We start from the raw sequence: 24,006 nt of genomic DNA, 5'->3' as shown, positions 1-24,006 counted from the left end.
CTATTTCCTTGGCATCAATTCAAGATATTTAAGTATCTTTAGATTCAAATATCTTTTTAAGAGTATTTAAATCTAAAGTAATAATATTCTTAGATGCATCTTGCAAATAAACATATTTTTCATCAACAGTAAAACTTGTAAATGGAAAAATTTCATCCTCTGATAGCACAAATTTATTCAAATCATTTGGAGCAAATTTTGCCAATTTCCACATATTATTATCCTTAACAACCACTAAAATCATTTTCGAATCAACAAAAAGAGAAGAATTTCTATTTAAATCAAACTTTGCTTGAGATTTAACTTCTAAATTTTCTGACTTACTAATCAACTGAAGCTTTGCAACACCCGAACAAAGTCTTATAGCTACAAAATCATTATCTCGCTCATAAATACCATATCTTCTAATACCATATTGAGAAGCCTCTTTTACTTTATTTTCATCTGCATCAATCAATCTAAGAACTCCCAAATTAGTATTGGGATTAATAATCTCTAAGAAAACAGACTTATGCTTATGATTCGCATTATTAAGAGGCAATTTACTTATATTTTTTGGATGAACTGATTGAGCAAGTTGCATTTTAGAATTTAAAGGTCTATTCCCTAAATTTTCCCTTTTAACCATATTATCATCAATTTGTTTCTTAATCCTTTCCTTCTCAACATCATCAGTAGCTTTCTCAAGTTGCTTTTTCAAATCTTCAATAGCTTCAGTTAACTGTAATTTCTCATCTACTTTTAAAGAACTTATATCTCCAGGTTTTGGCAAATTCTTATCTTTGTTTTCTTGACCAATTTTTTCTTGTAATTTATTCTTAGCTACATCTCTTTGCTTATCTAATTTACTCTGAGAGTTATCTAATTTCTTTTGAGATTTTTCAAGTCCACTTTCTTTATTCTTTAAAACATCTCTCCTAACTACTTTATCATCAATTTGTTTCTTAATCCTTTCCTTCTCAACATCATCAGTAGCTTTCTCAAGTTGCTCTTTTAAGTCTTCAATAGCTTCAGTTAACTGTAATTTCTCATCTACTTTTAAAGAACTTATATCTCCAGGTTTTGGCAAATTCTTATCTTTGTTTTCTTGATCAATTTTTTCTTGTAATTTATTCTTAGCTACATCTCTTTGCTTATCTAATTTACTCTGAGAGTTATCTAATTTCTTTTGAGATTTTTCAAGTACATTTTCTTTATTCTTTAAAACATCTCTCCCAACTACTTTATCATCAATTTGTTTCTTAATCCTTTCCTTCTCAACATCATCAGTAGCTTTCTCAAGTTGCTTTTTCAAATCTTCAATAGCTTCAGTTAACTGTAATTTCTCATCTACTTTTAAAGAACTTATATCTCCAGGTTTTGGCAAATTCTTATCTTTGTTTTCTTGACCAATTTTTTCCTGTAATTTATTCTTAGCTACATCTCTTTGCTTATCTAATTTACTCTGAGAGTTATCTAATTTCTTTTGAGATTTTTCAAGTCCACTTTCTTTATTCTTTAAAACATCTCTCCTAACTACTTTATCATCAATTTGTTTCTTAATCCTTTCCTTCTCAACATCATCAGTAGCTCTCTCAAGTTGCTCTTTCAAGTCTTCAATAGCTTCAGTTAACTGTAATTTCTCATCTACTTTTGGAGAACTTATATCTCCAGGTTTTGGCAAATTCTTATCTTTGTTTGCTTGATCAATTTTTTCTTGTAGTTTATTCTTAACTGCATCTCTTTGCTTATCTAATTTACTCTGAGAGTTATCTAATTTCTTTTGAGATTTTTCAAGTCCACTTTCTTTATTCTTTAAAACATCTCTCCCAACTACTTTATCATCAATTTGTTTCTTAATCCTTTCTTTCTCAAAATCATCAGTAGCTCTCTCAAGTTGTTCCCTTAAGTTATCAATAGTCTTATTTAACTCATCACTAATACTTTTCAAAGCATCAGATTCAATATCTACCTTATCTTGATCAACATCGCGCATTTCATCCTGAACATCAGTAAGCTCTCTTGCAAAATCTGTTTGAACTTCCTCATTTTCATTTAAAAGCGCCCCTAATACCTTATCCGTAACTAGTTTATCAAGATCAACATCTGTCTCAATGCTACCTGATAAAATATCTCTCTTAAGCGGAATAAAAATACAAGTTTTTCCAGCCCACTGGCTATAAACTCTTGATAATCCTACATTCTCTTTACTTATACCTTCAAGTGCAGGCTGAATATAAGCATCACTATAATAATTCAAATCACCACGATAAACAGCATTAGATATTGTAATAGCTTTAGCCAATAAAGCTGCACTTTCTCTACTGTAACCAAAAGCTTCTATCAAATATCCAGTCAATATTCTTCTAAGATTTAAGATACTATCAAGAGAAGAACTAGCACCAATAAGAAAAACATCTGTACTACTTTTATCATCACTATTATCAACATATCTATTAAGATAATATCTTTTATAATAATTAGACTTATTATTAATTAAATTTTTAGCTAAAAATTCACCAATACCTACTATTTGTTGATACGTATCTGTAGAATCATAAGGACCTCTATAATTCACAAATTCAAGATCCATATTAATAAAATCTTTCAATTTTTTTTTATCAACTTCTCTAGCCTGAAAAGGAAAAACATTCAAAAATATAAATAAAGAAGCAAAAACTAATCTTATTACTCTCATAACAAAAACTCCCTCTAGTTAACCATAAAACCTACTATTGAACCAAAACAGTATAAAACTCAAAAATCAATTTAAAAAAAATAATCATTTATGCACTTAGTAAATAATAACACAAAATTAGCCACAAAATAAATCAAAGATCTGCAATAATTTCATTAACAAACTGGTTAATTTTTTCTGAAAAATTTTGCCGTTTTATAAACTTTAAAAGTATCAAATATTTACTTTTACAATTTTTAAGATTATCCTCTGAAGAATTCAAAATTATCTTTCGCAAGCTCATAAGAACAGCATAAGCTATCTTTATATTACCTTGATAATTTAATACTATATATTGAATATAATTATATACAAGATCATCTTCTCCATGGTAATATTCAAATTTAGCAATATTTTCAACTAATTGAATGACATTATTAATATCCTTTTCCTTAATTGCCATATTAATAAAGCTCTTAACCGAAGAGACATCATCAACATACATAAAATACTTATAAAGTTTCCCTCTTTGCGATATTCTATCAATACCATTTCTTGGAGCAAGCCACTTATCAATAACTTTCTTATATAAATCCAAATACTTTTTTGGAAAGCTACCATATTTCAATACTAAAGAATCTAGAACACTTAAAAAGTTGTTATAATTATCAATACTATATGAGGAGTTTAACATTTCATCAAGAACCAAATAAATATCTTCATTCTCTACTATAGATTTTTCTCTAAAATCTATCCTATTTTGATGATATCTATTGCCTAATATATGGTTCCAAACAATAACATCAAGCTCATTATCATACCCATAATAATAAGTAGTTAATATCCAATTAACTCCACCTGTAGCAATTATTCCAACATTGGCTTCAAGCCCCGATATATCCTTCATTCCATCATACTTATCAACCAGTTTAAAAGATTCATTAAGGGTCAAAACTCCATTTGATTTCGTTACAATAAAAAGATTTTTGTTATCATAAAGCACAGCCTCTTTAATCTCTAAATTTAAATTTTGAAACAATATAAGATCAAGATTTCTACTTAAGCTAAAACAACCCCCAATATTAGATACTGCAATATATTCTCCATTAAACTTTTCAAATAAAAAATTAATAGGGTAACTTAAATTGATAGAACTTAATATATTGCCAAAATCACTATTATAAACAATGATATCTCCAGATTGACATCCAACAATTATTTCATTATTAGTACTTATCATTAATACATTGGGAAAAGACATAATCTCAGAACTCCATATTTTTTCCCCCTCATAATTAAAGGCAAATAGTTGATAATTTTCATTTGCAACATAAAAATTACCATTTTCAAGAACAACAGAAGAAGTTATGGCCTTCCCTTCCGTATCCACTTCAAAAATTTTTTGACCATCTCCAAGTCTTAAAGCAATAACCTTACCATCACTCCTAGGCACTAAAATGTAACCATTGCCTATTGAAGGGGCTTTTACAGGAGGTGCATCTAGATTATATTTCCAGATAAGCTTTCCTCTTCTAATCTTTTGAACTTCATTACGCCCTGTAATGACATAATAACCATTGCCAAAATCTTTTAAAAGATAAGGATATGGAGTACGATTTAATCTATAAGCATACTGTTTATTTAAAGACATAGTATAGGTTATCAACCACCTATCCTTTGTCAACACTGTAATAGTATTACGCCTTTCATCAAGAATAGGATTTCCCAAAATCTGACCTGTTAGAGCTTTCTGAAAATAAAGATTAACATTTGCTGAAATGAGAAGACAATTACTTAGAAATATAAAAATACAAATATTTATTTTAAATACCACAAAAATCCTTTAACAGTCTAATATATACAATCAAAGTTTCAAACTGGTATGTCCTTCATAAAGCCTATCTCTTAATTCCTTCACTTTAACATCGTCTACATATTCTGAAAAAGTCATGAAACGATCAATTATTCCCTTAGGTGTAAATTCAATAATTCTATTAGCAATAGTATCAATAAACTGATGATCATGGGACGTGAATAATACAACTCCTTTAAAATCTTGAAGGCCAGTATTTAAAGATGTAATGGCTTCAAGATCCAAATGATTTGTTGGCTGATCTAATAATAATACATTAGCACCGCTAAGCATTATTTTGGAAAGCATACACCTTACTTTTTCACCTCCTGATAGAACATTCACTCCTTTTAAAGCTTCATCTTGACTAAAAAGCATTCTTCCTAAAAATCCTCTAATATAAGTTTCATCTTGTTCTTTTGAATATTGTCTTAACCAATCTATCAAACTCAAATCAACGTTAAAATATCTCTCATTATCTTTCTTAAAATATTCGAAATTAACAGTAGTACCCCACTCATAATGCCCTTTATAATCTCTGTCTTCATTGGCAATTATATCAAAAAGAGCACTTGCTGAAATCGGACTGCCCAAAAAAACAACCTTTTGTCCAGGTTCTATAATAATACTAAACTTACTTAAAATATGTTGCTCTTCAAATTCTTTAGTCAAATTTTTGATTGTAAGAACATTTTTTCCAAGATCTCTCTCAATCTTAAAGTTAATATAAGGAAATTTTCTTGAAGAAGGCTTTAAATCCTCAACTTTAATCTTATCAATTAACTTCTTTCTTGAAGTTGCTTGCTTAGCTTTTGATACATTACTTGAAAATCTTTGAATAAAGGCTTTAAGTTCAGCAATTTTCTCCTCAGATCGCTTTTTTGCATCTTTTAATTGCTTATTAAGAATTTTACTAGTTTCATACCAAAAATCATAATTACCAAGATAAACTTGAATTTTTCCATAATCAATATCAACAATATGAGTACAAACTTGATTTAAAAAGTGCCTATCATGTGATACAACAATAACTGTATTTTCAAAATTGATCAAAAATTCTTCTAACCACTTAATCGATTGAATATCAAGATTATTAGTAGGTTCATCAAGAAGCAATATATCAGGATCTCCAAAAATAGCTTGTGACAAGAGCACTCTTACCTTTAAAGATGCCTCAATATCTCTCATTAAAACAGAATGCAGCGACTCATCTATACCTAATCCTTTAAGAAGAATTGCAGCATTAGACTCAGCCTCATAACCACCAAGCTCAGCAAACTCAGCTTCAAGTTCCCCGGCTCTTATTCCATCCTCATCACTAAAATCAGGCTTGTCATAAATTTCATCTTTTTCTTTTTGCACAGCATAAAGCTTCCTGTGACCCATAATCACGGTATCAATAACCTTGAAATCATCATAAGCAAACTGATTTTGCTCAAGCACAGCTATTCTTTGATTCTTAGCAATTAATACCTCACCTTTGCTAGGTTCAATGGTTCCTCCTAAAACCTTTAAAAAGGTACTCTTTCCTGCACCATTAGCTCCAATTATTCCATAACAATTTCCAGAAGAAAATTTGATATTAACATCTTTAAATAAAATTCTCTCTCCAAATACAACTTCTAAATTACTTACTGCTATCAAACTACTTTTCCACCTAAATTCGATATTTTAATAAAAAAATTATCTTTAAAATTAGATTAAGTTTCAAGTATTATGTAAATATATTGACTTAATACTTCACTTTTTCGTATATTTATATTATCAAATTAAGGAGATGTTTGAAAATGAAAAATATTAAACCTTTAGGTGATAGAGTTTTAATAAAAATAAAAGAAGCCGACAGTAAAACAACTTCAGGATTATATCTACCAGAAAACGCAAAAGAGAAAACAAATATTGGAACAGTCATAGCTGTTGGTTCTAACAAAGAAGAAATAACTGTTAAAGTTGGGGATATGGTACTTTATGAAAAGTATGCTGGAGCTGCTGTAAAGATTGATGAAAAGGAACATTTAATTTTAAAATCAAAAGAAATAATAGCTATCATAGAAGAATAAAGAGTAAGATAGAGAAACTAAAAGTTAAGGTTAGTTTCTCTTAAAAGGCAAAAAATTTAAAATTGGTAGCTTATATTCTATTATCCTAGTCAAACAAAATATTTTAACAATGTTGTTATATTATATGACTTGTTCATGTATAAGAGTCAAATAAATAAACTTAAGTTTAAAGGTAAAACCATATATTCAAGCAAATTTGAAGATATTTATTATGACCCCCAGTACGGGCTTGAAGAGAGTATTTATGTATTTATAAAGGGCTGTGAATTAGATAAAGAACTTGTAAGACAAAAAAGTATAACAATTGCTGAATTAGGATTTGGAACAGGACTTAATTTAATAACACTTTTAAAACACGTAAAAGAAAATAATATCAAAACAAAAATTAATTATTACTCCATTGAAAAGTTCCCACTAAAAAAAGAACACATTAAAAAAATATCAAAATTCTTTTACAAAGAGACGCACTATTTCAAAACATTGCTTAAAAAATACCCTAATATACCCAAAAAAAACATAAAATCTAAAATAACAGACAATATTAATTTAAAAATATTAGTTGGTGATGCAAAAACAAAACTTAAAGAAGTCCCAAAATACGTAGATTATTGGTTTTTAGATGGATTTAATCCCCAAAAAAATCCCGAAATGTGGAATAAGGAAATATTTATAACAATTTCTCAAAAAAGCAAAATTGGCACAAAACTTTCAACATTTTCTGCATCAAGAATTGTAAAAGATGGATTAAAATTAGCCAATTTTCATTATTCTAAAATAAAAGGATTTAACAATAAAAAACATATGATCAAAGCACAAAAAGAATAATAAATTTTATCTAAAAAAATTCTAAAAAGTTTTAATAAAGTAAAATAGATTTTAAGATATTCTTTGAATACTATAATGAATAATTTAATCAAGATCAAATAAACGAAATACTTTGCATAAATAAATTACAATTAAAAAATAACACTTTAAACTAAAAAAATTACTAACATTTTCTTAAATTACTAATATAATTGTTAATTTTTAAAATGAAAGAATCAAACTCTTCTAATTTTGAATTCTCAAGCTCAATAATCTCATCAGGAGCATTTGACAAAAAATCTTGATTTTCAAGCTTTTTTAATGATGAAAATTTAAGTTTTTCATATTTTTCTAGCTTTTTACTAAGCCTCAAGAGTTCTTTATCAGTGTCTATTAGATTCTTAATATCTGCAAAACTTTCAAAATTAACATTAGGAACACCTATCATATTTTCATAATTTTCATTATAAAAAATAAAATCAAAGTTAATAAGCTTTTTTGCAATATGTTCATGCTTCCTAAAATATCTCTCGTATTTAAAAGTATCACTAAACTTTAATGCAACATTAATTTTAATACTAGGCACTATATTAAACTCACTCCTAAGCGTCCTAATTGACACAATAAATTCTTTTAATAAATTAAATTGTTGAAATTCTTCCTTAAAATTTCTCTGAATAACAGTTTCAGGATATTTTGCTAAAGCCAATATATCCTTTGAAGACATAAACTTAGAATAAATCTCTTCAGTAATAAAGGGTATAAACGGATGCATAATTAGTAAAGATTCTTTTAAAAAGAAAAGCAGCTTAGAGATAACCATATTTTGAAGATTAGTATCATCATTACTTAAATTAATTTTAGCAATTTCAATGTACCAATCACAAAAATCATTCCAAAAAAATTCATATATGGCTTTAGTGGCCTCACTATATCTATAATTTTTAAAAGCCCAATCTATACCTAAAATAGTTGAATTCAAACTTGTAAGCAACCATTTATCAACATCATCTAATTCCAAACTTTCACTTTCTAATACTACTCTACCTTCTAAATTTGTCAAAATAAATTTACACGCATTAAACACTTTATTTACAAACTTAGCTCCAAACATAAAATCTTTAGTATCAATGTTTAAATCCTGACCTTGAACAGATAAAAATGCAAGAGTAAAACGCAAAGCATCACTTCCATACTGTTCAATAATTTCAAGAGGATCTATGCCATTTCCCAAAGATTTAGACATCTTCTTACCCTTTTTATCTCTTAAAAGAGGTGTTATGTATATATCTTTAAATGGTACCTGTCCTGTAAATTCAAGGCCCGCCATTACCATTCGTGCTACCCAAAAAAATATTATGTCATAAGCAGTAATTAAAGTATTTGTAGGATAATAATTTTTGAAATCACAAGTCATTTTTGGCCAGCCAAGAGAAGAAAATGGCCAGAGCCAAGAAGAAAACCAAGTATCAAGTACATCTGGGTCCCTAAAAAAATTCCTACCCTTATACCTTTCAGTCAAAGAAGGATCAATTTCACTGATAATAATTTCTCCTGTTTCAACATCATACCAAGCAGGAATTCTGTGTCCCCAAACTAACTGTCTAGATATACACCAATCTTTAATATTAAGCAACCAATGCTTATATGTATTTTCCCATTTCTTAGGATAAAATCTAATCTGGCCATCCATTAAAGCTTTTAAAGCATTATCAGCCAAGGGCTTCATTTTTACAAACCACTGATTTGATAAATAAGGTTCAATAATCTCTCCAGATCTATGACAATGCCCAACCTGGTGTTTATGAATCTTAATATCTATTAATAATCCTTTTTCTATTAGCTCTCTTTCTATTTTAACTCTTGCATCGCTAACTCCTAATCCTTGATATTCAACTGGAACATTTTCATTAAGTTTTGCATCCCTAGTTAAAATATTAATTTTAGGAAGATCATGCCTTTTTGCAATTTCAAAGTCATTAGGGTCATGGGCAGGTGTTATTTTTAAAGCACCACTACCAAATTCCATATCAACATAATGATCTGCTATTATTCTAACCTTTCGGTTTACAATAGGAACTGTGACATATTTACCAATCAAAGATTTATAACGTTCATCATCAGGATTCACAGCAACTACCACATCTCCAAACATTGTCTCAGGTCTAGTAGTTGCAACCTCAATAAAATTATTATCATCTAACAAATATTTAACAAAATAAATTTTTCCAATAACTTCTCTATACTCAACTTCTTCATCACTAACAACACTCCCAGAGCCAGGATCAAGATTTACAAGATATTCTCCCTTATAAATTAATCCCTTATTATATAAATCAATAAAAACTTTATTAACGGCCTGGCAAAGCTCAGCATCAAGAGTAAATCTTTCTCTAGAGTGATCATAAGATGCTCCAAGTTTCTCTATTTGATTTACAATTATTTCTCTATGTTTCTCTTTGAATTTAAAAATTTCTTCAACAAATTCTTCACGACTAAAATCATCCCTACTTTTTCCACATTCTTTAAGCTGTTTTTCTAAAACCGATTGTGTTGCAATTCCAGCATGATCTGTTCCAAAAAGCCAAAGAGTATCAACTCCCCGCATTCTTTTGTAACGAACAAAAATATCTTGCAAAGTAAAATTAAGAGCATGTCCCATATGAAGAATACCTGTAACATTTGGAGGAGGTGCTACCATACTAAATCTGGATTTAAATCCAGAATTGGGTCTAAACACATCATTATCTAACCACTTCTTATAAATTTTGTCTTCAAAAACTTTAGGATCATAATTTTTTGAAAATTCATAACTCATTATTTAAGGTCATCTCCTATCATATCGATTTGGCTTAGATTTTCAAAAAGTTCATCATAATTATTTGAATTTATAATGTTATAAAAATACTCACTATTTCTCTCATCTATATTAAAATAAATCTTAAAGTATTTCTTAAGTTTATTAAAATCCTTATTAGTACCCCAAGTAGAATGAAAATCTTTTATATGAAATTTTAATATATTTAACCTAAAATTCAAATTATTACTTAAAAAATTAGGTAAACCTTCTCTAAATAAGTTTAAATTCTTAAAAATCCCACGACCAAACATTACTCCATCAAGAGAATACTGTTTTACAATTTGATACGCTTGCTTTAAACTTAAAATATCTCCATTTCCAATAACTAATGTAGAAGGATTGATTTGATTTTTCAGATTAACAACTTCAGCAAACACATTCATATCTATTGGACCTTCACTTTGATTAATAGCAAGCCTAGGATGCACAGTCAACATATCAATTCCTAATGTGAGCAAAAATCCTAACCAATTTTCAACTTCAGAGTTAAAAAATCCATGTCTTGTTTTAATACTAAGAGGCAATCCAAATTTCAAACATGCCTCTTTACTTGCAATAATTATTTCACGAGCTAAGGATTTATTATTAATTAAAGCAGAACAAACTCCCTTTTTAACTATCTTTTTCTTGGGACAACCCATATTAAGATCAATCCCCCAAAATCCCAATTTGCTTAAAATTTCTATTGCCTTAAAAAATTCATCAGGATTATTACCCCAAATTTGAGCAATTAAGGGTCTTTGTAGTTCATCATTTTTTGTTAAAATATGCTGGATTGACTGTTTTGATTTACTTAAAAGTCCTTTTATAGAAATAAATTCAGTAAAATAAATATCAGGCCCATCCTTCTCATCACCTATCAAATGAATCAAATTTCTAAACACAGTATCTGTCACATCTTCCATCGGAGCCAAAATCATAATTGGACGATTTATATTATTTAAAAAATTCATAAAATTAAATATATAATAAGACAATAACATGGTAAATAAGTATATAAAAAGATATAACTATTTTTTCTATTAGATTTCATCTTTAATTACTATAATAATTATAGTATTAGCAAAAATATCAAATTAAAATCATCACAATATTGAGAAAATTTATAAAATGTTAAAAAGGATACTTATAAAATTGGACTTAATTGAATATATATTAGAAAAAGCAGAATTAAAAATCAAAGGCTTTGTAAAAAGAGATACACAATTAAAGATGATAGAAGAAGTAAGCAAATCGTTTGAAAATGAAAATTTTTTAGTTATTGAAGCACCAACAGGTACAGGCAAAAGCTTTGCTTATTTAATTGCTGCTATTGATTTTATTAAAAAAACAAAAGAAAAAGTAATAATCTCAACAGCATCTATTAATCTTCAAGAACAACTAATTAAAAAAGACATAGAATCTATAAAAAAAATCATTCCTTTTAAAATTAAATTTGGAATAATTAAAGGAATGAGCAATTATCTGTGTCTACGCCGACTTGAAGAATTTGAAAAAAGTTTGTTCATATACTCATTTAATAAAGAAAAATTAAAAGCATTACTGGACTGGTCAAAAAGAACAAAAACAGGAGATAAAGACGAACTTAATTTTGTTGATGAGAAAATTTGGGAAGAGATATCAGCAAGCCGTGAAACATGTTCAGGTATTACCTGTCCTGATGAAAATAAATGTTTTTTTAAAAAGGCAAGAAAAAAAATAATAGAAAGTAATATTATCATCACCAATCATCATTTACTTTTAAATGATCTTTACATAAAAAATGAAATACTAAAAGAAAAAGAAAACGATAAAAAAGGTTCTGAAAACTCTAAAAACTCTGAAAAAGATAATGAAAATAAAGAGATTAATTCAGTTTTACCTAATATAAAAAACATAATAATTGATGAAGCACACCATTTAGAAGAAGCTGCTAGAACCTTATTTGGAAATAATTTTTCAAGAATAGGAATGAAACAAATTTTTACAAAAATAAATAAAGTTATAAAAAGACAAAATATAACAAACGATCAAAATACGGATGATTTTGAGACTGCAATAATGATAAGCCTTGAAGATATAGAATATTTAATGAAAATACAAAAAAATTTTCCACCAGTTTATAGAATAACTAATAATACACATAAGATAGGTTCTTATATACGCATTAAAACACAATTAAAATATATTCTGAATAATCTAAAAAATTATAGAGAAGCTATAATATCACTAACACAAAACATTGAAAACAATATGGACAAAATTGAAATAAACAGATTAATGAGAAATATAGAATTAAAAGAATCACTAATTTCAAAATTTATCTTTGTAAATCAATACACTAATCTTTGTATTTGGATAGATAATAAAAATAATATACCTATATTTAAAACATATGAGATTAATTTGGGTCCTGGATTAAATGATATTTTGCATAAACGGGCAAGAAGAGTAATCTTTACTTCAGCTACTCTTACTATAAACCAATCATTTTCATATTTTATCAAACAGACAGGACTTAATTTAATTGATAAAGATATTAAAACAGAAATATTACCATATTCCTTTCCTTATGAAGAAAAATCAATGTTTGCAGTTGTATCAGATATTGAAAATCCTACTAAAGAAGAAAAATTTTTAAATCAATCAATACAATATATTAAAGAACTTGTAATTCTAAACAAAGGAGGCACCTTGATTCTTTTAACATCAATTAAAAGCTTAGAATATACAAGTAAAAATATTAAAGACTTTTTTCTTAAAAATGGTATAAACCTTTTCGTACAAGGAGAATTACCAAAACATGAACTTATAAATGCTTTTAGGAAATCAAAGAAAAAAAGCGTTCTTATAGGAATAAAAAATTTTTGGGAAGGAATTGACATTAAAGGTGATAAATTAACAATGGTAATAATTCCTAAACTACCATTTCAAAATCTTGCAGATCCAATTTTTATGGCCAAAAACGAATTAGCCATAAAAGCAAATGAAAGTTTCTTTTTAAAAGAAGCATTGCCACATGCAGTAATGAAATTTAAACAAGGAGTTGGAAGATTAATTAGAGATCCAAAAGATTATGGCATTATAGTATGTTTTGATAAAAGGATTTTTGAACAACCTTATGGCACATTATTCTTACAAGCCTTGCCTGATATCAAAACATATTACTTGAATTTCAAAAACATAAAAAGCATAATCGATACATTCTTTAAACAAATAGTCCAAAATGCTAATCTATAGAAATATTATCTCCTGGAATCTTAGTCTTTCTTACCAAAACATCTTTATAACCTGTAGATTTAATAAGTTCAACATTTTTATGAACATCATCAGCATAAGTAGGAATGAAAACTGTAAAAAAAGGACCATGAGTATTTATTAAAACATTAAGTCCAACTTTTTTAAGAATTTTATAAGCCCGTTGTGCATAATCTTTAGTCTTATAAGAACCAATTTGTATATAGAAATCTGGTTCTTGGTGATCAGAACTATCTAAAATCTTTTCTGCAACATCAAAGTGGGCTTTATCTACATTAGTATCCTTAGGATCTTTTTCAGATTTTAAATCTGAAACAATATAATTGTCCTTAGAAGAATCTAGCATATTAAAAGTTTTCTTAGATTCTTGTGCTACGACTCTATTTTCATCTAATTTTTCTACTATCTCAACTTTTACAGGAGCAACACCTATGCCTAAAAAATCTAATTTTTCAGCAGCAGATTTTGATAAATCAATGATCCTATCCTTTCTAAAAGGACCCCTATCATTAATTCTTACAATAACTGTTCTATTATTCAATAAATTAGTAACCTTTACAACAGTATTAAACGGAAGTTCCTTATGCGCAGCAGTAAGAGCTGTCATATCAAACTTTTCACCATTAGCAGTAACCTTACCATGAAAAGCTTCTCCATACCATGAAGCAAGTCCCACAATAGCACTGTTCAACTGAGTACAAGCAAACAATAAGAATAAAAAACTAAGCCTAAAGCTAGTACTCCTTAGATTAAACAAATCTACCATACTGCATATTATAATATAAAACTTAATATTTGCAACATAAAGTCAACTATCCAAATTACTTTCAATTGTTTATTTATAATTTTTTTGTTTTAATAAATAAGATAAATAGAGAATTAAACTAATGGAAACAAAAATTATAAAATATTCAGAATTAGAAAAAGCAGTAGAGCTTATAAAAGCAGGAGAATTAGTAGTATTTCCTACAGAAACAGTATACGGAATTGGGGCTGACGCATATAATGATGACGCAATACGAATGATATTCTTAGCAAAGAAACGTCCCATTACAAATCCTTTAATAATACATGTTGAATCAATAGAAAAGGTAAGTGAACTTGTAGAAAATATACCCAAAAGTGCAATGATTTTAATGCAAAAATTTACACCAGGACCTTTGACATTTATACTAAAGAATGCAAGTAAAATGTCTAAATTTATAAGCGGAGGACTTGATAGCATAGCAATAAGAATACCATCAGAACCTATAGCCCTAAAACTAATTCAAATGAGCGGAGTTCCAATAGCAGCACCATCAGCAAACTTATCAAAACGCCCCAGTGCTACCAATTTTACAATGGCAATTAAGGAACTCAATGGTCTAGTTAAAGGCATTATACAAAAAGATGAGGATGAGTCACCAATTGGCATAGAATCAACTGTTATAGGATTCAATTCGAAGGAAGATATACTAATACTAAGACCAGGTTCTATTACAAAAGAAATGATAGAGAAAGAACTCAAGGGAGAATTTCGAGTAGAATATTCAACAGAAGAAAAAACACTATCTAAGTCGCCGGGTAACTTATTAGAGCACTACAGACCACGTATACCCATTTATTTATTTAATTCTGGAGATAACATAAGACGGTATGCAACACAAAGAGACACAAAAATACTCATAATGAAAGATACTTTTAAATCATATTGGTTTAATGATCTTTGGGATATGAATAACATCTGCGTATTTAATACACTAGAAGAATATGCAAGAAATATTTATAAAATATTTGTGGAATCTGAAAAAACATATAAACAAATACTTGCTGAATTTGTAGATAATAGTCAATTTGGATATTCAATTAATAATAGACTTAAGAAAGCTAGCCTAAATAAATTTATTTTATGAAAGCAATATCAAGAATCAATTAAAATTATCTACCTAAAAGATCCAAGTATTTAAGAGCAATAGGATTACTTAAATCATACTCAAGAACTATCTCAAAATATTTTTTAGCTTCTTCCCTACGCTCCATCTTTAAATGAAGAATTCCAAGATTTGAAATAATTTTAAGATTATCAGGCTCAAGCCTTAAAGCTTTAAACAAATACTTAAGACTATCATTAAATTCAAAAAGCTCCATTAAACATATTGAAAGTTCATTCATGGCATCAATATTCTCAGCATCAAGAGATAATACTTTAAGAAAAGCATCCTTGGCATTAGAGTAAGCTCCCTTTCTCCTATAGCTCCATCCAAGCAAAAACCAAGCATTCCAAGAATTTGTATGATATTCTAAAAGTTTAATAAGCTTAAAAATAGCTTCATCTTCCTTTGAGAGAATTATTAAATCATATATTTGCTCAAGATTTATATTTAAACTCTTATACTCCTCTATAGAATTTAACACTTCGCTTACTTTACTCTTCAATTTAAAATTAGTAGAAATTTTTAAATAATGATTAAGCAATTCTTGGGCTTTACCCAATTTATACTGTTTAATAAAGAAAAATCCTGCATTTGCGAAAACATTTTCATTTGGATTTTTAAAGTCTAAAAGACACTCATAAATCTCTAAAGCACTTTGATTGCTACTAAAAGCATCCCTATCTTGCTCAAATTTTAAAAAATTCTCAGCAAGTTTTTCATACAATAATGCCAAATTCAAAAGAAGAATATCATTTTTTTCATCAATGCCTTTTAATGACAAAAAAATTTCAAGAGCTAACTTATAATCTCCTTCTTCAATCTTGACAAGCCCAACATTAATAAGATCATTAACAATATTAGGCTTTAAAGCTAAAAGAAGATTTTTATAATAAATAAAATTAACATTATCTTTATCATAAGCTGCAATCTTAAGGATAGCAGACATAACGGATTCAAAATTAAGTTCATCTTGAGAAAAATTTCGGATATTATCAACCTCAACAGGTAAAAGTATCTTAGGATCAAATACAAAGTCCTTAATTTGAGTTTTAAAATTTACTGGAAGCGAAATATAAATAATATTCTTCAACATAAACTCTCTAGTTAAAATAATCATGAATTAACATAGTGTAATCAAGCGGAATTCTATCCTCACAAAACGCCATTCCTAAAGCCAAAACTTTACCATTAGGCGTCTGAATAACACTTAAATTTCTGGCTTTACCCACAATGAAAACTTTTTTACCTGCAATATCAAAATTCAAAGTCAAATCAGTATTACCTTCATCCATTCCTTCAAAATTAAAACAAGATATTAAAAGTGCACCTCCATAAGACATGTCTTTAATCAAACATTTATGCTTAGTACCATTAATTTCAATAAAAGCTTTATCAGATATAAGATTAAGCTTTCTAAGGGAATCTTTATTAATAATAATACGCTCATGAATTCTTTGATTTTGCCCAAGCTTCAAATCAAGAAGTTTACCAATCTTAATAGCAAAATCTTCTGGCATAGCAGATATCAAATCTAAAGTCAATAAATTATACTCCTTATCCTGCACAGCATAAGCAGATGTATTAACTAATTTAACAAATAAAGGATGAACAAACAAAGGACTATCTCCGATATTGTCAAAACTTTTAAATTGGAGACTACCTGAATTTCCATTTTTTGCTAAAACAGGTAAAACTTCATCTTCTTGCGAAATAAGTTTGATAGCATTCATAGAAATAGAATAAATTACACCACATGCTACGTAATCACCAACTCTAATTTCAACAGTATTTTTAATATTAAGAAAACTGTTAATTTCAGTGCTCATATTAATCTCTTTACCTTTATATTTAGTTTCATAATCTTTTATTTTCTTAGATAAAAACATAAACCTCTCCTTTGAAATCTAACAAACATGTTGAAATCGATATTTAGAAACTTAAAAGCAATAAAACCTAAAAAATCTTAATTTATGCATACACCTTGCAATAATTTTATCCCAAAATATTGCATACAACCAATAGTTGTTTATTTATTCAACATAGATATTAAAATCTAATCTATAACTAAATAAAAGCAAAATGTCAAATTAATTGAATAAATAAAACCTTAAACAAGTCATATCAAAAAAAGTGATTAATTTCAGTTAATGCTTATGCTTATTATAATTTTCAATGTAGAATATAAAAAGAACCAAGTATTTAAGACTTTATTTTTTATAACTTTGTATTATAAAATTATGTAGTAATATACATAAAAAAATTATAATAATTTTAGTTATTAATAATCACTAAATAAAAATAAAAACCAAATGTATCATATTTATAGTATAATTAATTGGAAGGATATAATTTGAAAAACTTCAAATTTAGTAAAAAGGACAATGTTCTCATATATCTCACATATTTTTCTGTCAGCTTCACTATTATTTCGCTCTCAATTGCATTAGCTGAAACTATAAATATTCAAAAAGACAAAAAATTTGGTAACGTGAACCCAGCTATACCATCAAAACTTTTTGATGCTAATGGAAAGGTAATAACACAATTTATCTCTGATGAGAATAGAGAGCTACTATCTTTAAGAGAGATGCCTAACAACTTAATAAATACTCTATTAATACGTGAAGATCTTAATTTTTACTTTCACAGAGGTTTTTCATTCATAGGAATTCTAAGAGCTGCGTTTAATATCGCTCTTGGAAGATATTTTTCAGGAGGAAGCACTTTAACACAACAATTAGCAAAACTTCTTTATACCAATCAAAAAAAACGATCAATCCTAAGAAAGCTAAATGAAATTTGGTGGGCTATACAACTTGAAAAAAAATTATCAAAATATGAAATAATTGAGAAATATCTTAATAAGGTGTATTTTGGAAACGGAAACTATGGAGTCGTAGCAGCTTCAAAATTTTTTTTCAATAAAAGTGTCAAAGATCTTAATACTGCAGAAGCCGTTTTGATGATCATACAACTACCAAATGCAAAACTATATTCACCATTTTACAATCCAAAATTTGCTAAAAAAATACAAAAAACAGTATTAAATCAAGTAGTATCTAATGGGATAATAAGTCCTAAACTAGCTGAGATAGAGTTTAATCAATACTGGGAAAACTACGATTGGACTCGTATGGCAGACACAACAGCTATTTCTGATAAAGAAGATCACGCTCCTTATTTTTCAGAATATATAAGACAAAAAATAATTAAATATCTCCCAGCAGAAGCAAACATATACAAAGACGGATATTCAATATACACAACACTTGATCTTGATGCACAAAAATGTGCAGATAAGATTACACAAGAAATGATTACAAAAACAAGAAAAATGTATAATTCTACAAAATCATCTGAAACATTAGTAATTAATTCTGAAATAGTTCCTGTAATTGATACAATATCTGATCTACTTGGTATAAAAAGTACAAGAGTTAATGGAAGACAATACAAAAAACTACGAACAAGAAAATTTTATGAAGATAACATTGATTTAATTGCAAGTTTTGCAGCAATATTAGGCATTGATAAAATAGATAAAGCAACAAAAGAATACACAACAAACAATAAAACAAATCCAAATTCAACTGTACAACCAGAAGGTGCATTAATAGCACTAGACACTGCAACAGGGGCAATAAAAGCAATGGTTGGAGGAAGTGGATATAGAAAAGGAAGCGAATTTAATAGAGCAACACAAGCAAAAATACAACCTGGAAGTTCATTTAAAGCATTATACTTTTCAGCCGCAATCGATCTAAAAAAAATTACAGCTGCAACAATGTTTTCAGATTCTCCAGTGGCATTTTTAAACCAAGAAGGTGAAATTTATGCCCCTGAAAACTATGGAGGAAAATGGAAAGGCAATGTATTAACACGTAAAGTACTAGCTTTATCCTTAAATATTCCATCTCTGAGAATACTAGATAAATTAGGCTTTGACAATGCAATTAAATATTCTGCTAAATTATTAGGCATAAAAGACCAAAATGAAATAAACAAAACATTTCCTAAAGTATATCCCCTTGCACTTGGAGTTATATCAACATCACCTATACAAATGGCAAGAGCATTTGCAATCTTAGGAAATAATGGCAAAGAGGTTGAACCATACGGCATAAAATATATTGAAGACAGAAATGGAAAAGTAATAGCAAACATAGAATCCACCATATTGACAGAAATTAAAAATAAAGGATCTAATGCACAAATAGTATCTCCTCAAACTGCATATATCATGACAGACATGATGAAATCAACAATCCAATATGGAACTTTAGCAAATCAAAGATATACAAATCTTAAAGATTTCAAATCTGACATTGCGGGAAAATCAGGAACCACTCAGAACTGGGCTGACGCTTGGACAATAGGATACTCGCCCTACATAACAGTAGCTGTTTGGGTTGGCTTTGACAAAAAGGGATACTCACTAGGAATTGCTGGAACAGGAACAGGTCTTGCCAGTCCTAGCTGGGGTAAATTCATGGCAGAATACCATAAAAATTTACCTACAAAAGTCTTTGTAAGACCCAAAGGAATAATTAACGTAAAAGTACAAGCAGAAACAGGATTATTACCAGAAGGAGTAGAAAATGAGAAAACAATAAATGAAATATTTATTTCAGGAACTCAGCCATTTGAAAAATCAAAATACTATGAAAATAAATCTGAATTTTTAAATAAAATGGAATTTAATATTTATGGGATAGATAAAATAAATGATAATGATGACTTGCAAATTGAAACTAATGAATTTGAATATCTTATGGATAATTTTGACAAATCAAATGAAATAGAAAATAAAATATCAACTGAAAAAGATATTAATAATATCAATGAAATTAACAATAATAATTCTTCAGAAACTGAATACCAAAATCAAGAAAAACTAAATCATGACATTCCAGATGTAATAAACAATAATGCTAATGATATCAATCTAGATAAAAGAGATGGAACAAATAATAATACTAATAATAATACCAAGATAGATGAAGTAAATGATAATATTATTGATATGCAAACAAATAAAAAAAGATATACAAAAATTAAAGAAGAGGAAGAATTTAAGGATAACACAAAACTTAAAAAAAATTCTCCCAACATCGAAAATGAAGAACATAAAGATGTAAATGGGGAAAATATTCAATTGGATTAATAAAATGTTAATAGATCTAGAACAAATAAAAATTAAAAGACGAATAAGACAAAATATAGGAGATACTGCAACTCTTAAAGAGAGTATCAAAAAACATGGCTTAATTTATCCAATAATAATAGATAAAAATAAAAATCTAGTAGCAGGCTTTAGAAGATATCAAGTTTTAAAAGAACTTGGCTATAAAGAAGTAGAAGTCAAAGTAATTCCTATAGAAAATAAGAAAACTCTACTTGAAATTGAACTTGATGAAAATAATGTTAGAAAATCATTTACAAAAAGTGAAGCAGAGGCAGGGGAAAATCAATTAAAAAATTATTCGGAAAACAGTATAATAAGATTTTTAAAATCTATTATACTTAAAATAAAACTAATCTTTAAAATAAAGAAATAGAATTATAAACATTGGAGGATGCCTTATGCTTAAATACACAGATCTTAATAAACTAAAAAGCTTTCAAGAGTTAAGACAAACCAATCCAGAAAAATTACATCAAGCTTTAAATGAAAATAGAATAAAAGAATATGATATCAAAATAGACGGGTATGAAGTACATTACAATTATGCTACAAAACAAATTAATGAAAATCACCTAAAAATATTTCAAAACTTAAGTGATGAAGCAAATCTAATAGAAAAATACAAAGAAATAATTAATGGAAATAATATTAATATCAGCGAAAATAGAAAAGTTCTACATCATTTGACAAGAGGTCAACTTGGAACAGAAGTCATAGAAAATAACGAAAATATGAGAAAATTTTTTCAAAAAGAACTTGAAAGAATTTTTGAATTTGCAAAACAAGTTCACAACGGCTCTATTAAGAGTATAAGCGGAAAACTCTTTAAAAATGTAGTACAAATTGGAATTGGTGGTTCAAGTCTTGGACCAAAAGCACTATATACCACAATAAAAAATTATGCAAATAAGCAAAACTTACATCTCATGAAAGCATATTTCATTTCAAATGTTGATCCAGATGAGGCAGAAGAGATCTTAAGTGAAATAGATCTTAAAGAAACACTATTTATTATAGTGTCAAAAAGTGGGAACACACTAGAGACAGCATCAAACATGCAATTTTTAATTAAAAAATTAAAAGATAATGGTATCAACGAATATCAAAAACAAATTGTAATCATTACTTCAAAGGGAAGTATGCTGGCCCTTGAAAAAGGATATCTTGAATACTTCTTTATGCATGACTCAATTGGCGGAAGGTTTTCACCAACATCAGCTGTAGGTCTTGCCCTAATTACTCTTTGCTTTACAGAAAATATCACAAAAGAAATCCTAAAAGGAGCTCATGAAGTCGATAAAAAATCATTAAATAAAAACGTAAAAGATAATGCTCCTCTCTTAGCAGCACTAATTAGTATATATGAAAGTAATATTCTCAACTATAGCAGTAACTGTATTATTGCATATTCAAAAGCAATGGAAAATTTTTATCTTCATTTACAGCAACTTGAAATGGAAAGTAATGGAAAAAGTGTAAACAGATTTGGAGAAAAAATTAATTACAAAACAGTAAGAATAATTTGGGGAGGCATTGGAACAGATGTCCAACATTCATTCTTTCAAATGCTTCATCAAGGAACAGAGATAGTGCCAATGGATTTAATAGGATTTAACGAATCACAACTAAAAGAAGATATTACAGAAGAAACATCAAATAACAAAAAATTAAAAGCAAATCTAATAGCTCAAATAATAGCATTCTCGAATGGGAAAGAAGACATGGACAAAAACAAAAATTTTGAGGGTGAGAGACCTTCTTCATTAATATATTCAAAAGAGCTTACACCCTATAGTGTGGGTGCAATACTCTCGCACTATGAAAACAAAGTGATGTTTGAAGGCTTTTTACTTAACATAAATTCATTTGATCAAGAAGGCGTTCAACTTGGCAAAATAATTGCAAATAAAATTTTAAATAATAACGAAACAAAAGATGAAATAATCAAATCTTACAATAGCTTGCTTAAATTATAAAGAGAATTAATAAGAAAAATATGAATAAAATATACACTCCAAAATAAAACTTATAAATAAGAGGTAAAAATGGATAAAACAATACTGTATATTATATTAAATATAACAATCATGATGATACTAATAGGACTTCTATATTTCCTACACAAAAAACACATTTCATTTACAAAAAGATTATTAATATCTTTAGTTCTAGGAATAATCTTTGGTATAAGCATGAAATATTTTTATGAATCAGAGCCAAGAATATTAAAAGAAACTATTCAATGGATTAATATCATAGGTATAGGATATATAAGATTTATTAAAATGATGGTAATACCACTTATACTTGTATCAATAATATCTGCAATAGTAAAATTAACAAATAGCCAAGATGTTTGGAAGATGAGTTTATCTGTAATATTTATACTCATATTTACAGCAGGAATTGCCGCAGCAATTGGCATTCACACAGCTCTCTTCTTTCAATTAACAGCAGACGGACTTCAATCTGGAGCAGATGAAATTATTCAAGGCAATAAACTAAATCGAGGTCTTGAAAGCTTATATCAAACTCCAATTACGCAAAAAATATCAGAAATTATACCTGAAAATATATTTGCAGATATGGCAGGAACAAGATCAAATTCAACACTAGGAATAGTCATATTTGCTGCCTTAGTAGGAATAGTTGCTCTTAAAGTTGCAAGAAAAAAACCAGAATCAATAGAATTTTTTAAACAAATAATATCTACAGTACAAGATTTAACTTCAGGAATGATCATTTTAATTATCAAGTCAACACCTTATGCTATATTAGCAATGATTACAAAAATATCAGCAACAAGTGATACTGCAAGCATCATGAAACTTGGAAAATTTGCATTTGCTTCTTATATTGCCATTGGTCTTACACTTTTAATGCACATGACACTAATTGCATTTAACAGGCTAAATCCAATTACATTTATTAAGAAAGCATGGCCAGTTCTAACATTTGCCTTTATATCTCGTTCTAGCACAGCAACAATACCTGTTAATGTAGAAATACAAACTAAACAATTAGGAGTTAGCGAGGGAATTGCAAATCTAGCAAGTGCTTTTGGAGCATCCATTGGACAAAATGGTTGTGCGGCCATTCATCCTGCCATGCTAGCAATAATGATTGCTCCTACTCAAGGAATAAATCCAACAAACCCTTTATTCATTCTCCAACTTATAGGAATAATAATAATAACTTCATTTGGAGTAGCTGGAGCTGGGGGTGGTGCAACAATATCTTCTTTAATGGTTCTCTCATCAATGAATCTACCTGTTGAACTTGTTGGACTATTAATATCTATTGAACCTTTAATTGATATGGGTAGAACATCTGTTAATGTAAGTGATTCAATGGTTGCAGGCATAATCACAGCAAAAAAGCTTAATCAATTAGATATCAATCTTTATAATAATAGAAATGAAATATCACAATAAGGAAA

16 protein-coding genes are annotated in these 24,006 nt (G+C 28.1%); 8 read left to right on the top strand and 8 right to left on the bottom strand.

The features are described from left to right. Positions 1 to 28: 28 nt before the first annotated feature. From K5563_RS03720 to K5563_RS03710, 3 genes are all read right to left on the bottom strand, one after another. Entirely contained in the window at positions 29 to 2,677 is a 2,649-nt protein-coding gene (locus K5563_RS03720; protein ID WP_221037626.1) for a P83/100 family protein, read from the bottom strand. Positions 2,678 to 2,810: 133 nt separating this feature from the next. Beyond that, positions 2,811 to 4,496, bottom strand: coding sequence for a PQQ-binding-like beta-propeller repeat protein (locus K5563_RS03715; protein ID WP_221037776.1), 1,686 nt, complete (start codon positions 4,494 to 4,496; stop codon positions 2,811 to 2,813). Positions 4,497 to 4,520: 24 nt separating this feature from the next. Beyond that, positions 4,521 to 6,152, bottom strand: coding sequence for an ATP-binding cassette domain-containing protein (locus K5563_RS03710; RefSeq protein WP_221037625.1), 1,632 nt, complete (start codon positions 6,150 to 6,152; stop codon positions 4,521 to 4,523). Between the two features lie 143 nt (positions 6,153 to 6,295). Here K5563_RS03710 and groES point away from each other — a divergent pair, with 143 nt between their 5' ends. Both groES and mnmD read left to right on the top strand, forming a co-directional pair. Continuing rightward, positions 6,296 to 6,568: a co-chaperone GroES gene (gene groES, locus K5563_RS03705; protein WP_221037775.1), complete on the top strand. Its 273-nt coding sequence runs from the start codon at positions 6,296 to 6,298 to the stop codon at positions 6,566 to 6,568. Between the two features lie 150 nt (positions 6,569 to 6,718). Further along, entirely contained in the window at positions 6,719 to 7,393 is a 675-nt protein-coding gene (mnmD, locus tag K5563_RS03700) for a tRNA (5-methylaminomethyl-2-thiouridine)(34)-methyltransferase MnmD (protein WP_221037774.1), read from the top strand. Between the two features lie 163 nt (positions 7,394 to 7,556). On the opposite strand, the gene valS is transcribed toward mnmD, so the two are convergent. Beyond that, a complete protein-coding gene (valS, locus tag K5563_RS03695) occupies positions 7,557 to 10,190 on the bottom strand; it encodes a valine--tRNA ligase (RefSeq protein WP_221037624.1) in 2,634 nt (877 codons plus the stop codon). Then, positions 10,190 to 11,185: a tRNA-dihydrouridine synthase gene (locus K5563_RS03690; protein ID WP_221037623.1), complete on the bottom strand. Its 996-nt coding sequence runs from the start codon at positions 11,183 to 11,185 to the stop codon at positions 10,190 to 10,192. The genes valS and K5563_RS03690 overlap by 1 nt, the downstream gene beginning before the upstream one ends. 157 nt (positions 11,186 to 11,342) lie before the next feature. On the opposite strand from K5563_RS03690, the gene K5563_RS03685 reads away from it, so the two are divergent. After that, complete coding sequence (locus K5563_RS03685; protein WP_255571089.1) at positions 11,343 to 13,451, top strand: helicase C-terminal domain-containing protein; 2,109 nt, start codon at positions 11,343 to 11,345, stop codon at positions 13,449 to 13,451. On the opposite strand, the gene K5563_RS03680 is transcribed toward K5563_RS03685, so the two are convergent. After that, positions 13,441 to 14,235: a septal ring lytic transglycosylase RlpA family protein gene (locus K5563_RS03680; protein ID WP_221037622.1), complete on the bottom strand. Its 795-nt coding sequence runs from the start codon at positions 14,233 to 14,235 to the stop codon at positions 13,441 to 13,443. The two genes, K5563_RS03685 and K5563_RS03680, sit on opposite strands and share 11 nt — an antisense overlap. 121 nt (positions 14,236 to 14,356) lie before the next feature. On the opposite strand from K5563_RS03680, the gene K5563_RS03675 reads away from it, so the two are divergent. Beyond that, positions 14,357 to 15,361 carry an L-threonylcarbamoyladenylate synthase gene (locus tag K5563_RS03675; protein WP_221037621.1) on the top strand — a complete coding sequence of 335 codons (1,005 nt, stop codon included), beginning with the start codon at positions 14,357 to 14,359 and terminating at the stop codon, positions 15,359 to 15,361. Positions 15,362 to 15,386: 25 nt separating this feature from the next. On the opposite strand, the gene K5563_RS03670 is transcribed toward K5563_RS03675, so the two are convergent. Both K5563_RS03670 and K5563_RS03665 read right to left on the bottom strand, forming a co-directional pair. Continuing rightward, positions 15,387 to 16,475, bottom strand: coding sequence for a tetratricopeptide repeat protein (locus tag K5563_RS03670; RefSeq protein WP_255571088.1), 1,089 nt, complete (start codon positions 16,473 to 16,475; stop codon positions 15,387 to 15,389). A gap of 7 nt (positions 16,476 to 16,482) precedes the next feature. Next, the gene (locus tag K5563_RS03665; RefSeq protein WP_221037619.1) at positions 16,483 to 17,268 is read right to left on the bottom strand and encodes a PilZN3 domain-containing protein; all 786 of its coding nucleotides are present in this window, start codon (positions 17,266 to 17,268) and stop codon (positions 16,483 to 16,485) included. A gap of 464 nt (positions 17,269 to 17,732) precedes the next feature. Here K5563_RS03665 and K5563_RS03660 point away from each other — a divergent pair, with 464 nt between their 5' ends. The 4 genes from K5563_RS03660 to K5563_RS03645 all read left to right on the top strand — a co-directional run bounded on the left by K5563_RS03660 (position 17,733) and on the right by K5563_RS03645 (position 24,001). Continuing rightward, positions 17,733 to 20,546: a PBP1A family penicillin-binding protein gene (locus tag K5563_RS03660; protein ID WP_221037618.1), complete on the top strand. Its 2,814-nt coding sequence runs from the start codon at positions 17,733 to 17,735 to the stop codon at positions 20,544 to 20,546. Positions 20,547 to 20,550: 4 nt separating this feature from the next. Next, positions 20,551 to 20,940, top strand: a complete 390-nt coding sequence (locus K5563_RS03655; protein WP_221037617.1) for a ParB N-terminal domain-containing protein — start codon at positions 20,551 to 20,553, stop codon at positions 20,938 to 20,940. 25 nt (positions 20,941 to 20,965) lie between these two features. Further along, complete coding sequence (locus tag K5563_RS03650) at positions 20,966 to 22,543, top strand: glucose-6-phosphate isomerase (RefSeq protein ID WP_221037616.1); 1,578 nt, start codon at positions 20,966 to 20,968, stop codon at positions 22,541 to 22,543. Positions 22,544 to 22,612: 69 nt separating this feature from the next. Next, positions 22,613 to 24,001 carry a cation:dicarboxylase symporter family transporter gene (locus K5563_RS03645; RefSeq protein ID WP_221037615.1) on the top strand — a complete coding sequence of 463 codons (1,389 nt, stop codon included), beginning with the start codon at positions 22,613 to 22,615 and terminating at the stop codon, positions 23,999 to 24,001. Positions 24,002 to 24,006: the final 5 nt, after the last annotated feature.

It is taken from the genome of Borrelia sp. HM (assembly GCF_019669085.1).
GTDB lineage: Bacteria > Spirochaetota > Spirochaetia > Borreliales > Borreliaceae > Borrelia.
Note: the sequence above shows the minus strand (reverse complement) of the source record. Positions and strands in the feature narration are given on the sequence as shown.

Bases quoted from the DNA above. Each gene is read 5' to 3' on its own strand.
- K5563_RS03675 (WP_221037621.1), top strand. From the start codon at position 14,357: ATGGAAACAAAAATTATAAAATATTCAGAATTAGAAAAAGCAGTAGAG.
- K5563_RS03685 (WP_255571089.1), top strand. From the start codon at position 11,343: ATGTTAAAAAGGATACTTATAAAATTGGACTTAATTGAATATATATTA.
- K5563_RS03665 (WP_221037619.1), bottom strand. From the start codon at position 17,268: ATGTTTTTATCTAAGAAAATAAAAGATTATGAAACTAAATATAAAGGT.
- K5563_RS03650 (WP_221037616.1), top strand. From the start codon at position 20,966: ATGCTTAAATACACAGATCTTAATAAACTAAAAAGCTTTCAAGAGTTA.
- K5563_RS03670 (WP_255571088.1), bottom strand. From the start codon at position 16,475: ATGTTGAAGAATATTATTTATATTTCGCTTCCAGTAAATTTTAAAACT.
- K5563_RS03690 (WP_221037623.1), bottom strand. From the start codon at position 11,185: ATGAATTTTTTAAATAATATAAATCGTCCAATTATGATTTTGGCTCCG.
- groES (WP_221037775.1), top strand. From the start codon at position 6,296: ATGAAAAATATTAAACCTTTAGGTGATAGAGTTTTAATAAAAATAAAA.
- K5563_RS03720 (WP_221037626.1), bottom strand. From the start codon at position 2,677: ATGAGAGTAATAAGATTAGTTTTTGCTTCTTTATTTATATTTTTGAAT.
- K5563_RS03680 (WP_221037622.1), bottom strand. From the start codon at position 14,235: ATGGTAGATTTGTTTAATCTAAGGAGTACTAGCTTTAGGCTTAGTTTT.
- valS (WP_221037624.1), bottom strand. From the start codon at position 10,190: ATGAGTTATGAATTTTCAAAAAATTATGATCCTAAAGTTTTTGAAGAC.
- K5563_RS03645 (WP_221037615.1), top strand. From the start codon at position 22,613: ATGGATAAAACAATACTGTATATTATATTAAATATAACAATCATGATG.
- K5563_RS03655 (WP_221037617.1), top strand. From the start codon at position 20,551: ATGTTAATAGATCTAGAACAAATAAAAATTAAAAGACGAATAAGACAA.